This window comes from Streptomyces sp. NBC_01669 (assembly GCF_026339735.1).
Classification (GTDB): Bacteria; Actinomycetota; Actinomycetes; order Streptomycetales; family Streptomycetaceae; genus Streptomyces; species Streptomyces yanii.
In genome coordinates this window covers 493,913-506,602 of sequence record NZ_JAPEQG010000002.1, presented here as the reverse complement: position 1 = coordinate 506,602, position 12,690 = coordinate 493,913, and the positions used below count along the sequence as shown (strand labels likewise).

10 protein-coding genes and 1 pseudogene are annotated in these 12,690 nt (G+C 70.0%); 5 read left to right on the top strand and 6 right to left on the bottom strand.

Annotated elements, in window-relative coordinates:
• Nucleotides 1-169: 169 nt before the first annotated feature.
• The 3 genes from OG972_RS43150 to OG972_RS43140 form a co-directional block, all read right to left on the bottom strand.
• A complete protein-coding gene (locus OG972_RS43150; RefSeq protein WP_266991850.1) occupies nt 170-658 on the bottom strand; it encodes a hypothetical protein in 489 nt (162 codons plus the stop codon).
• Between the two features lie 668 nt (nt 659-1,326).
• Nucleotides 1,327-1,992, bottom strand: coding sequence for an IS6 family transposase (locus OG972_RS43145; protein WP_266991848.1), 666 nt, complete (start codon nt 1,990-1,992; stop codon nt 1,327-1,329).
• 74 nt (nt 1,993-2,066) lie between these two features.
• On the bottom strand, nt 2,067-2,666 hold the full coding sequence (locus OG972_RS43140; protein ID WP_266991846.1) for a helix-turn-helix transcriptional regulator: 600 nt from the start codon (nt 2,664-2,666) through the stop codon (nt 2,067-2,069).
• 142 nt (nt 2,667-2,808) lie between these two features.
• Here OG972_RS43140 and OG972_RS43135 point away from each other — a divergent pair, with 142 nt between their 5' ends.
• On the top strand, nt 2,809-3,801 hold the full coding sequence (locus OG972_RS43135; protein WP_266991844.1) for an alpha/beta fold hydrolase: 993 nt from the start codon (nt 2,809-2,811) through the stop codon (nt 3,799-3,801).
• On the opposite strand, the pseudogene OG972_RS43130 reads toward OG972_RS43135, so the two are convergent.
• From OG972_RS43130 to OG972_RS43120, 3 genes and pseudogenes are all read right to left on the bottom strand, one after another.
• Nucleotides 3,792-3,896: pseudogene (locus tag OG972_RS43130) on the bottom strand (IS5/IS1182 family transposase); the annotation flags it as partial. The gene OG972_RS43135 and the pseudogene OG972_RS43130 overlap by 10 nt on opposite strands.
• A gap of 252 nt (nt 3,897-4,148) precedes the next feature.
• Entirely contained in the window at nt 4,149-6,368 is a 2,220-nt protein-coding gene (locus tag OG972_RS43125) for a cytochrome P450 (protein ID WP_266991842.1), read from the bottom strand.
• A gap of 155 nt (nt 6,369-6,523) precedes the next feature.
• A complete protein-coding gene (locus OG972_RS43120; protein ID WP_266991840.1) occupies nt 6,524-7,606 on the bottom strand; it encodes an NAD(P)-dependent alcohol dehydrogenase in 1,083 nt (360 codons plus the stop codon).
• A gap of 73 nt (nt 7,607-7,679) precedes the next feature.
• Here OG972_RS43120 and OG972_RS43115 point away from each other — a divergent pair, with 73 nt between their 5' ends.
• The 4 genes from OG972_RS43115 (at nt 7,680) to OG972_RS43100 (ending at nt 12,669) form a co-directional block, all read left to right on the top strand.
• On the top strand, nt 7,680-9,128 hold the full coding sequence (locus OG972_RS43115; protein ID WP_266991838.1) for an aldehyde dehydrogenase: 1,449 nt from the start codon (nt 7,680-7,682) through the stop codon (nt 9,126-9,128).
• A 501-nt stretch (nt 9,129-9,629) separates the two neighbouring features.
• Nucleotides 9,630-9,941, top strand: coding sequence for a hypothetical protein (locus OG972_RS43110; RefSeq protein ID WP_266991836.1), 312 nt, complete (start codon nt 9,630-9,632; stop codon nt 9,939-9,941).
• Nucleotides 9,938-11,317, top strand: a complete 1,380-nt coding sequence (locus OG972_RS43105; RefSeq protein ID WP_266991835.1) for an amidohydrolase family protein — start codon at nt 9,938-9,940, stop codon at nt 11,315-11,317. The genes OG972_RS43110 and OG972_RS43105 overlap by 4 nt, the downstream gene beginning before the upstream one ends.
• 251 nt (nt 11,318-11,568) lie before the next feature.
• Nucleotides 11,569-12,669 (top strand): BMP family ABC transporter substrate-binding protein, encoded by a 1,101-nt coding sequence (locus OG972_RS43100; protein ID WP_266991833.1) that lies wholly within the window; start codon nt 11,569-11,571, stop codon nt 12,667-12,669.
• The last annotated feature ends 21 nt before the right edge of the window (nt 12,670-12,690 follow it).

The following is a 12,690-nucleotide window of genomic DNA, read 5'->3' as shown; positions in this document are numbered from 1 at the left end:
CGGGCGGGAAGCCGTGCATCGTGAGGAATGACTGCATCAGCTTCGTGAGCGCCGCGTCGGCATGCTCCTGCCAGGTTCGGACCCACTCCGCATCAAGCCGCTCACCTGACACGTTTCCCCCTCGACTCCGCATGGGACCCGCCGCCCGCCAGTCCGGAAGAACGTATCGTCACTGCACAAGCGAGGCCGCTTCACCGACAGCGGCAAGCAGCTGGAACGGCCACTCTGGATCGGCCTGGCCAAGGGCCAGGCCGATCCAGCGCTCGGAGTTCGGCAGCCGCCACACTCGCATGTTGCCGGCGACGCCGCATAGGAAGGCAAGCGGCTCACGAGCCCTGAAGTCAGGGTCGGGGTTGTCGAACCCGAGATACGGCCACAGATCAATCGTTTCCGGTGCACCCCAGCGTCCGGTGAGGACGGCAGCCAGACCGGCGAGGTCGGCTTCCAGCTCGCGTTCGGCAGGCTCGACGATCTCGTTGCTCCGGTCCTCCCAGAAGTCCTGGCTCTCTCGCAGCGCGGCCAGGTGAAACCCGGGCCCGCCCCACTGGCCGCCCATTCCGGGCCTGCCTTCCTCATCGGGGAACGGCAGTGCGCTCAAGCTGTCGATGATCGACAGCTGCTCGTCAGAGGAACTTGCGGACTGGCGTTGCGGCGACATAGCCGGAGCCTAGCTTCCGTGCCCTGTCCCATCTGAGTTGGCGGCTGGTGGGGCTCTGGCCTGTGAGGCTGCCAGGTGTTTTGGAAACAGCGTCGGGCGCTGTTCTCAAACGAGTTGGCTCTCGCGGAATCGGGGCTCGTGCGACGGGCAGTCCCCGGAACGCCGGATGCTCGTTCGATCGCGTGTCAGCGAGGGCATGCAGAATGCGTCCATCCCTGATCTTGTGTGGGTATCCCCGGCTTCAGTCGGGGAGGGAAACGCATCCTTGGTCCGGAGGCGCGAAGCGCCGGAGTTCGCTGTGCCTGGGGGGATGGTCAGGCAGGCCGCTTCTGCCCTTCGATGTACTGGCGGATCACGGTCAGCGGTGCTCCGCCGCAGGATCCCGAGCGAGCACCATCGGCACATCAGCAAGAGCCGGCTCTCGATCCAAGTGGCTACAAGTGAGCGGACACTTAGGTCGGGGGCTCGGTGAATGACTGGTACCGGGGGCCAGGCCCCGGTACCAGCCATTGAGGCGTTTACCTGCGTCCGGTGTGCAGGGCTGAGGTAACCCTCATCCGCGGTTCCCTCACCGCAGGGGCCGCCGCATGGGTGTTGTCAAGTTGCTGTTCCGGCAGGCGAGTTGAGGTGTGCTGGAGGTGCGTTCGGCCGGGCCGGGGGCATCCTGGTCAGGCGGTCGTGAGGGCTCCCGTGACGGTCTTCCAGATGCGGAACCGTTCGGCCATCTCGGTGCGAGAGTTACTCGCTGTGATCAGATGGCGTCGGAGCCGGAAGTGGCTGGAGATCCGGCTGAAGGCGGCAAGGAACCTCTGGGTCGCTCCGCTGGAGCGGAAGCCCTTTATAGCGTGCTCGCGCTGCGTCGTGGGCTGATGACTGTTCTCGGCTCTGTTGTTCAAGTACTTCGAACTGCGGAGCTTGTCCGTGACGACCACGCGGGGTACGTACTCGAGGCCCTTGAGAAGCTTGCGGAGGAAGCGCCTGGCTGCGGCCGTATCGCGGCGGTCCTGGACGAGAATGTCGAGGACGTTGCCGTCCTGGTCGACCGCGCGCCACAGGTACCGCATCTTCCCGTTGACCTTTATGAACACCTCATCCAGATGCCATTTGTCGCCGGGGCGCGGCTGCCGGCGGCGCAACTGCGTGGCGTAGGCGGGGCCGAACGAGGCGCACCAGGCCCGGACCGTCTCGTAGGAGACCATGATGCCGCGTTCCAGGAGGAGCTCCTCGACCTCCCGACAGGAGAGCGGGAAACGGTGATACAGCCACATAGCGTGACCGATTACCTCGGGCGGAAACCGGTAACCCCTGTACGACGGTGCCGTCCCGCTCTCCACCCGCAGCCTCGCCTCGCGACGATCTACACCAAGATCATCCCACGGCCCGGGCCGAACTTGACAACGCCGTTGTCTCAGTTGGCCGTTGGTTGGACGCGGTGTCGTAGGCGTTCGCCCTGCGGCCCGAACATGATCAGGTATTCGACCGGTCCGCCGAGCCCGGCGTTGGCGACTCCGTGAGGGGTACGGGTGTCGAACTCGGCGACTTCCCCAGCAGTGAGGACGAGGTCGTGTTCGCCGAGCGCCAGCCACAGCCGTCCGGAGAGCACGCACAGCCATTCGTAACCTTCGTGCGACACCTGGCGTGGCCGTGGCGGCTGGTCGTCGGTTGCGGGCAGGACGTGCTTGTGGGCATGCACGCCCCCGACGTAGTGGGTCAGAGGCAACACCGCCTTGTCGTCCACCGGACGCTGGGGCGGCGGACTGTGCGGTTTTTCCACCGTGGCGGGCGCGGTGCCGGCCAGCTCGTCCAGGGATACGCCGTAGGCCTTCGCCAGGTGTAGCAGCAGTTCCAGGTTCGGCTTGCGTCGACCGTTCTCGACCCGCGACAGCGTGCTGAGGGAGATGCCGGTTGCGCGGCTCACGTCGGTGAGTGTGTCCCCGCGCCGTTCACGCGAGACCCGCAGCCGCGGCCCCATGGCGGCCAGCACACCAGCGATGTCGTCATCCGTCATTTCGCCTTGTCCCTCTCTTGCCGTCTACGCACATCGCCCCTGTCCTGCAAGTTTGCCAAAGTGACAACGCTAGTCGCGTCCCCAGGCGCCGCAACGCATGATCGATGTGTACCGCCGCCATCTGGGAACCCGAGGAGAAGCCATGTACCAGCCCGCACCGTCCGCGGACCTGCGCCACCGCACCATTGACGCCCCCGCCGGACGGCTGCACCTGGTCGAGCAGGGCACCGGGCCACTGGTCCTGCTCGTCCACGGCTTCCCCGAGTCCTGGTACTCCTGGCGCCACCAGCTCCCGGCGCTCGCGGCGGCGGGATACCGGGCGGTCGCACCCGACGTGCGCGGCTACGGCCGTTCCTCCAAGCCGTCCGCACCGCAGGAGTACCGGATGCGCGCCTTCGTGGAGGACGACCTCGCCCTGGTGCACGCCCTGGGCGAGGAAACCGCGGTGATCATCGGGCACGACTGGGGCTCGAACATCGCGGCTACCTCCGCCCTGCTCCACCCCGAGGTCTTCCGCGCGGTGGGCCTGTTGAGCGTTCCCTACGCCCCGCCCGGCGGCCCCCGCCCCAGCGACGTCTTCGCGCAGATGGGCGGGGACCAGGAGTTCTACGTCTCGTACTTTCAGGAGCCGGGTCGGGCCGAGGCCGAGATCGAGCCCGACGTCCGGGGCTGGCTCGCGGGCTTCTACGCGGCCCTGTCCGCCGACACCATGCCGGCGCAGGGGGAGCCCGACCCACACTTCGTCAGCCGCGGCGGAACGCTGCGCGACCGGTTCCCCAAGGACCGGCTGCCCTCATGGCTCACCGAAGCCGATCTCGACCACTACGCCGGGGAATTCGAGCGCACCGGCATGACCGGAGCACTCAACCGCTACCGGAATATGGACCGCGACTGGGAGGACCTTTCCGACTTCAGCGGCTCCCCCCTCATACAGCCGTCCCTGTTCATCGGCGGCGCCCTGGACGCCTCCACGACCTGGATGGCCGATGCGATCAACGCCTACCCGACCACGCTTCCCTCGCTGGTCTCCTCCCACATCCTGGACGGCTGCGGCCACTGGCTCCAGCAGGAACGCCCCGAGGAGATCAACCAGCTACTGACCTCCTGGCTCGCGGCGGTGTCCCCTCTGCGGTAGCAGATGAGGCCACTGGCTGTGCCGACGAAGGCGAGGAAGTGTTCGGCCTCGCGCTCGTAGCGGCGCTGCGGGCGGCGGCAGCCGGTCAGCCAGGACGTTGGGTCTCGTATTCCGCACGGCCGGCTGCGACGACCGCAGCCCGGGTGGGCGGGCGTGGCTGGGCGCGGTGCGGCTACCGCCGGCGCGTCGCCGACGCCGCCGAGGGAAGAGCGCGAGGGTGCTCTGGGCGTGTGTCTTCGGCCGCAGTGCGGGTCGACGGGGGTACCTCGCGCCTGCTGCCGGCCCCCGCGGGAGTCGACCGGTGCCAGGGGGCCGGCCGACGGACGTGGTCCGTCGGCCGGCCAGGGTCAGAGGTCCAGGACGAGTCGGTCGCTCTGGCAGCGCCCGACGCAGATCATCATGGTGCGCCCGGCGAGGCGTTCTTCGTCGCTGAGTACGGAATCCCGGTGCTCCGGTGTCCCGGCGAGGACGCGGGTCTCGCAGGCGCCGCAGTATCCCTTCTCGCAGTCGTAGGACAGGCCGCTCACGGCATCGCGCAGGACCTCGATGAGGCGGCGGTCGGGCGGTACGGTGAGCGTGCCGCCGGTGCGCGCGAGCTGGACTTCGAAGGTCCGGTTCTCCGTGGCGTCGAACGTCGTTTCGAGGTCGTCGCCTGCGGTGAAGCGCTCCAGGTGCAGCCGGTCGGTGAGATTCAGGAGGGTGCACTCGCGCTCGACTGCCGCCAGCATCGGTGTCGGCCCGCATACGTACACGGCGGTGTCCGCGTCCAGCCCGCCCAGCAGCCGGGGGAGGTCCGGCAGCCCGGCCTCGTCCTGCGGGAGCAGGGTGAGCGCGTCGCCGGCGACGGCGGCGAGTTCGTCGGCGAACGCCATGGTCGAGCGGGTCCGTCCGCCGTACACGACGGTGAAGGGCGTGCCACGTGCCGCGGCCTCGCGGACCATGGCGAGGATCGGTGTGATGCCGATGCCGCCGGCGAGGAACAGGTAGGACGGCGCCTCGGCGAGCGGGAAGTGGTTGCGCGGCCCGCGTACCGCGAACGTGACTCCGGGGCGGGCGAGTTCGTGGAGTTCGGCCGAACCGCCCCGCCCCTGGGGCTCGCGCAGGACCCCGATGCGCCAGGTCGTGGCGTCGGCGGGGTCACCGCACAGCGAGTACTGACGCAGTCGGCCCGAGGGCAGACGCAGCTCGACGTGCGCCCCGGGCCGCCACGCGGGGAGTTCACCTCCGTCCGGCAGGCCGAGGTCGACGGCGACGACGCCCTCGGTCGCGGCACGCACCGCGGTCACCCGCAGCGGGGTGGGCGTGCTCAGCGCGCGGGCCGTGCCTGCCGTCGCTGCCGCCCGGGGACCGGGCGCGAAGACCGCCGGGACCGCGTCCCAGCCGGACTGGTTGCCGCGCGTGGGGTAGGGAACGAGCCCCTCCTCGATCACCCGGTAGTCGGGCAGCCTGGTCAGGACCTGCGTCATCATCGCGCGGAACATGGCCCGGGCGAGGTGGGCGCCGGCGCACCGGTGCGATCCGATGCCGAAGCTGAGGTGGCGGCTGGCGTCTCGGTCGAGGCGTATCTGCGTGGGGTCGGGGAACACAGCGGGGTCATGGTTCGCGGCGACCCATGGGATCAGCACCCGGTCGCCCGCGTGCATCGGGCAGCCACCGACCTCGACCTCCCTGGTGACCGTGCGCGCCATCGACTGCGACGGGGCGAACGCGCGGAGGAATTCCTCGGTCGCGCTGTCCAGCAGATCGGGGGAGTCGATCAGCCGCCGGCGCTGCTCGGGGTGGCGGGCGAGGTGGACGAGCGTCGATCCGGTCAGGGAGGTGGTGGTGTCGACGCCGCCCGCGATGAGCAGGCCGATCACCGACACCAGTTCGTCCTCGACGAACGCGCTGCCGTCGGCGCGTCGGCCGGCAACGAGCGCGCTGACCGCGTCGGCCCGTGGTGCGGAGCGGCGCTCGGCGATCAACTCGCGGATGCGCTGGTCCATATGGGCCAGCCCCGCGGCCCCGCGCACGGCGCGCTCGCTGTCGGCCGGTGCGGCGAAGATGTCGTGGATCGGCCCGGCCAGCTTTGCCCAGTCCTCCTCGGGGAAACCCAGCCAGTCCAGGGTGACCGCGGCGGGCAGCGGGTTGGTGAGGTCGCGGACGAAATCGCAGGAGCCCAGCTCGATGAAGTCGTCCAGGACGCGGGCGGCATGGCGCTCGATCATGGGAACCAGTTGGCCGACCGCCTCCGGGGTCAGCAGCGGGTTGATCAGTTCCCGGTACTCGGTCGCACGCGGCGGGTCCAGCTCGATCGGATACTGTTCGAGCCCAGGTCCTTTGGGGATGACGATGCCGACCCCCTGCCCGCCGTGGTCGCCGCGAGCTGAGGAGAACGTCGCGTCGTCGCGGGCGATACGGGCCACGTCGGCGTACCGCGTCGTGTAGTGGAAGCCACCATGGGCAGCCGAGCGGCCTACCGGGCAGCTCTCACGGAAGCCCGCGTAGTAGGCGACCGGATCGGCGTTGGCTTTGTCGGAGTGGTGGTCGAAGTCGATGTCGGAAGCGATGTCGAAGTCAGCGGACATGGTGGGCACGCTCCACGTGCTCGGAACTGTGCGCGGTGTTGTCCGGCCGCGCCACCGGATGCCAGCAGCCTCATCGGTGTCGGTCACCCTAAGGCGTGCCGCTGAGCCTGACAACGTCTCGTAGAACGCCGAGAAGGTCGGCTCAGAAGGTCAGCTCAGAAGGTCAGCACGGCTTTGCCGACCGAGCCGGACCGGACTGCTGCGACGGCCTCGTTGATCTGCTCGAACGGGAAGTAGGTGATCATCTTCTCGACCGGGAACCGGCCCCTGGCGTTGAGTTCGAGCAACTGCGGCAGGAACAGTCTCGGCAGGCTGGACCCGGCGACGATGCCGGTGACCGTGCGTCCGTTGAGGATGCTGCGCCAGTCGAAGCTCATCGTCTCGCTGGGGCCGACGCCGATGACACCGGCGTGACCGAGCGGCCCGAGAGCCTCCACGGCGGTGCGCAGGACGTCCTCGCGCCCAGTCGTGTCGATCACGAAGTCGAACCCCTCGGGCACCAGGTCGGCCAGTTGCCCGGCGGTCCCCTCGGCCGAGGAGTCGACGCAGTGCGTGGCTCCGAAGCCGCGCGCCGCTTCGAGCTTGGCCGTGTTCACGTCGACGGCCGCGATGACCTCGCAGCCGCTCAGCGAGGCGGCGATGACGGCGGCCACGCCGACGGCCCCGACCCCGAAGACCGCGATCGACGAGCCGGGGCGCGGCCGCAGCACATTGAGCACACCGCCCGCTCCGGTCTGGAAGCCGCAGCCGAACGGTCCGGCCCGCAGCAGGTCCCACGACGGGTCGATCCGGACGACCGCCCGCTCCGGTGCGACGACATGGCCGGCGAACGAGGACTGACCGAGGAAGTGCGCGTTGACCTCCAGCCCCCCGTGGGTCACCGCGGTGGAGCCGTCGGGCCGGCGGCCGGAGAAGTTCACCGCGTCGAAGCTGCGGCAGTAGGCGGGCGAGCCCGTCAGGCACAGGGCGCAGGTACCGCACGATGTGAAAGACATGGCGACGTGGTCGCCCGGACATACGGAGGTGACCTGTGCGCCGACCTTCTCGACGATGCCCGCCCCTTCGTGCCCGAGCAGCGCGGGCGTGGGGAAGAAGCGGGCGAACTCAAGGTCCGTACCGCAGACACCGACGGCGGCGACGCGGACGAGCACCTCGTCCGGGCGGGGATCTTCCAGGTCCACTTCGGTCAGGACGAACGGCTGTCCGGGCTGCTCCAGCAGAGCGGCGGTGGCACGCACGGGGCCTCCTCAGCGCCTCACAAAGCGAGACTGCATATTGACATGCGTGACAGGGCCGGTCAATGCTCCCTTCATGGCGGCTATTGGCTTTCCTTCCTCCCAGCACTTCATCGACGGCACGTGGGTGGCGGCCCGCGACGGCGGCACGCTGGACGTCCTCGATCCGGCCACCCGACAGGTGATCACCGAGGTCGCCCGGGCGGGCCGCGCCGATGTGGACGACGCGGTCACCGCGGCGCGCCGCGCCTTCCCCGCCTGGGCGGCGACCAACCCGAGCGAGCGCGGGGCGCTGATCCGGCGCTGGGCCGACCTCATCATCGCCGAGATCGAGGCGCTCGCGGCCGTCGAGGCACAGGACGTCGGCAAACCCCTGTCCGGGGGCCGGACGAACATCTACATTGCCCACGGCATCATTGACTACTTCGCCGGCGCGGCCGACAAGCTCACCGGGGTCACGCTGCCGACCCGCAGTCCCGACTACCTGGGCTACACGGTTCCCGAGCCGTACGGCGTGTGCGCCATCGTCATCCCGTGGAACGTCCCCGCCGTGCTCACCGCCGCGAACGTGGCGCCGGCGCTCGCCGCGGGCAACACCGTCGTCCTCAAGCCGTCCGAGATCGCACCGCTGGCCCCGTTCGCACTCGCCGAACTCGCCCGCCGCGCCGGTTTCCCGCCGGGTGTGATCAACGTCGTGGCGGGCCTCGGCCCCGAGGCGGGCGTCGCCCTCACCTCGCACCCGGGGGTCGACCACATCAGCTTCGTCGGCTCCACCGCCACCGGGCGGGCGATCATGGCGGCCGCAGCACAGAACCTCGTCCCGGTGAAGCTGGAACTCGGCGGCAAGTCGCCGAACGTGCTCTTCGCCGACGCCGACCTCGACACGGCGATCCCCGCGATCGTCACCTCCATCACCGAGAACGCGGGGCAGAACTGCTACGCCGGTTCCCGGCTGCTCGTGGAGGCGTCGGTGCACGATGAGGTGGTGGAGCGGGTCGCCGCCGCCATGGCCGCGGTCACGACCGGGCCGTGGGAGGCCGACCCGGACATGGGGCCGTTGGTCAGTGCCGCGCAGTTCGCCCGCGTCAGCGGCTTTCTGGCGCAAGCACCTCGCGAGGGGGCTCGGCTGGTCACCGGTGGCGGAACCGCCGACGAGGGGTGGTTCGTCCGGCCGGCCGTGTTCGACCGCGTGGAAACGCGCATGCGCGTCGCCCGCGAGGAGGTCTTCGGTCCGGTTCTCGCCGTCCAGTCGTTCCGCGACACCGCCGAGGCGACAGAGTTGATGAACGCCACCGACTTCGGTCTCCTGGCATGCGTCTGGACCAACGACATCTCGCGGGCGCTGCGGCTGGCGAAGGATGTCCGCTCCGGGCAGGTGGCGGTCAATCAGTTCCACGACGCCGGAGTGATCGGCTTTCCGTTCAACATGCAGAAGGACAGCGGCTTCAGCAGGGGCGGCGGGTACGCGGCGCTGCGCGAGTACACCCAGGAGAAGGGCGTGGCCATCCGGCTGCTGGCCCGCTGAGACCGGACGCGACGGGTGCGACGGGGGTCACCGCCGGAGCGCCGGACAAGCGGTCCGGAACCCGGACCGGTGACTGACCCGCCGCGCGGGCGGCGGACCGTGGCACCGTCCGCGCGTGCCTGAGGACGACAACGGTGTGTACCGACCCTTGGTCCGGGTGATCCGTGCGGGTGGGCGCCGGGCGGCACCGTACCGCACTGACAGCGGCTCACGACTTCGCGCTGAAACGGCACTCGCTCATTCCTTGTCGGCCGGACGCGGAACCGGCATCTCACTCGTCGCCGAGCCGCCTCGCGGCCCGGCGACGGCTGTCTTTTCACCGGCCTCCACCCGTCGCCACCTGGGCTGTCGGCGTTGTGAAGAAGTGAAACGCCGACGAGGCGAAGAAGTGGTGCAGGAGCGTTGACACCATCGGGCAGCGGCGGCAGAGTACCTCACAATACGTTCCACCGACTCGCAATGCGAGACGGGTGAAGGTGAGGAGGCTGCGCGGTGCGAGCCATGGTGCAGACCGAATTCGGCGGGTACGAGGGGGTGTTCCCGCAGGACGTCCCGGAACGGAAACGCAGACCGAGCGACCTCGTCGACGTCGCGTACCGTGGGCCGAACCGCCCGGCCCTGCCACAGGTCAAGGGTGCGGGCCCGACCCCTGGCCGCTGTCCCGCGCACGTGCCGGGAACGGACTTCGGCGCATCGGAGGCGTCGACCGGTGCTGCGGATGGCTCGGTCGTCCGAGACCCCGGGTCCCGGTCGATCACCGCCCGCGCCGACCGCCCGCATTCACCCATCGGCAAGGGCGTGATCAACCCATGAGCGACCTGCTGATCGTGGGTGGCGACGTCGTCACGATGGACTCCGCGCGGCGCGTCCTCACCGGTGCCACGGTCGCCGTGTCGGAGAACAGCATCGCCGCGCTCGGCACGGCCGAGGAACTGCGCGCCCGCTTCCCTGGAGCGCGGGAGATCGACGCGTCGGGCTGTGTCGTCATCCCGGGCCTGATCGACGCACACCAGCACACGACCGTCGACCCCCTCGTACGCAGCACGATCCCGGACAGCATCGGCTCGCAGGAGTCGATCTTCGACTGGATCGTCCCGCTGCACGCCCACGCCGACGGTGACGACGACGAACTGGCCGCGACCATCACCGCCGTCGAGTGTTTGTCCCGGGGCATCACCACGGTGCTGGAGCCGGGCACGGTGGCCTACCCCGAACGCGTCGCCGCCGGTCTGGGCGCGGCGGGTGTCCGCGCACGGGTCGGCGGCTGGGGCTGGGACGCCAAGGACGTGCCGCTCGGCGCGCCCGCGCACGAGGTGCTCGCCCGGCAGGAGGACATCGTCCGGTCCCTGCCGGTCACCGGACCGGTCACCGGGTGGGTGACACTCGTCGGCCACGACCTGGCCAGCGACGAACTGTTCACCGGGGCCGCGAGCCTGGCCGAACGGCTCGACTTGGGGCTGACCTGGCACATCTCGCCGGGACCCGCGGACGTCGAGGCATACGCGCTGCGGTGCGGGCGTCGGCCGGTGGTCCACTTCCGTGAGCTGGGCGTACTCGGCCCGCGTCTGTTGCTGGGGCACGCTGTGTGGCTCGACGACGCGGAGGTCGACGCGATCCTGGAGACCGGCACCTCGGTCGCCTCCTGCCCGGGGGCCTATCTGCGGCTCGCCCAGGGGTACACCCGCGCCTCGCGCCACGCCGAACTGGTGCGGAGGGGCGGCCGGGTGGCGCTGGGCTGCGACGCGCACAACGCGGGCGATGCCCCGGACATTCTCCTGGCCGCCTACCTGTTCGCCGCGTTGGAACGCGACCGTGACCCGCCCGACCCGATCCGCGCCGAGCAGGCGTTCGCGCTCGCGACGGTCGACGGCGCCGAGGCGATCGGTCTGGGCGACCGGATCGGCTCCCTGGAAGTGGGCAAGGCGGCCGACATCGTCGTACTCGACACCAGAGACCCCGCCTGGACACCCCGGGGCGATCTGGCCCGCCAGCTCGTATGGGGCCATGTGTCGCGCACCGTTCGTGATGTGCTGGTCGACGGCCGCGTGGTCGTCCGTGACCGGCGGCCGACAGGCGTTGATCCGGACGCCCTCGCAGCCGCTGCCGCCGACCGCTCCGCCGCCCTCCTGCGGCGCGCGGGTCGCACACCCCGCCCGACCTGGCCCACGGAGTCGGCCGCGGACCGGTGAAAGGTGCCCACCGTTGAACGTCGTAGACATTCCGCTTCCCGGCAGCACACAACCCGCGCGCCGAGCGCGCCCGCGTCATCACCGATGACTCCTCCGTGGTGCGTCGCCGCGAGCGAGGAACCCCCTTCCCGCACAAGCGTGTCTCCCGTGCCGAGCCGCACCGAGGCATCGAACCCGCCGACGCACCGCCACCCCCCGCCGCCATGACCGCCCCGACGGGGCGGTGCCACCCAGTGAATGGACCCACGCACATGACTTCACACAGCATGCTCCGGCGCCGTGTGGCCGCGACCGGCCTCGCCCTCGCGGGTGCCCTCGCGCTGTCCGCCTGCGCCGACAACGCGGCGACGGCGCCCAAGGCCACCCCTGGGGCGAGCGGCGGCAGCGACAGCGGCAGCGGCTCCGGGCTCAAGGGGCCCGATGTCAACGGCGACGGCAAAGTCGTCATCGGTGTCCTCAGCCCTGGCGACATCAACGACCGCGGCTACTACCAGAGCTTCGTCGACTCGGCGGACGCCTTCGCCAAGGAGAAGGGCTGGACGGTCGTCAAGCGCGGCAGCGTGCCCCCGAGCGACGCGCTCACCGCGGCACGCGCGCTGTGTCAGCAGCAGGTCGACCTGGTTGCGCTCGGCGCGAGTGAGCTGAAGACCGCCATCCCCGCCTCGGAGGAGCCGGTCTGCGCCAAGTCCGCCTGGTATGTGCCGATGCAGGGAAACATCGACCAGACCCCGCGCATCGTGCTGTCCACCGACGACCCCAACCAGTCCATGCTCGTCGCCGGCTACGCCACGGGCCTGAAGATGAAGGCGGCCGGCCACACCAAGGCGGGGTTCATCACCGGGCTGAAGGCCGACTTCAGCGTCGCCGCCTCCACGGCCTTCCTGGCCGGGATCCGGGAGGTCGTGCCGAAGGCCACCCTGACCACCACCTACACCGGCGACTTCAACGACTCGGCGAAGGCCAAGGAGGCCACCCAGGCGCAGCTCAGCCAGGGCGTCAAGGTCATCTACCCCTACCTCGGCGGCGCCACCGACGCCTCCGCGAACCTCGCGAACGCGGGCGGCGCGCTGACCCTCACCCCGGGCACCGACCGGTGCGACTCGAACAGCCCCAAGTTCGACATCTCGGTGATGTTCAGCCCGGGCGACTACTTCCGCGCCGCGCTGGAGGAGTTCGCCAGGCACAACCTGAAGATGGGCACGACACGCGTGTGGCAACTGGGCGTCGACCCCTACCCGACCGTCAAGATCTGCGACGGACAGGGCGACGAGGACCAGCAACTCGCGGAGTTCATCAAGAAGATCGGTAGCAAGGAGATCGACCCTGCGGCCGAGGTCAAGCGCCTCGGCTGACGTGCCGACACCCACGAGGAA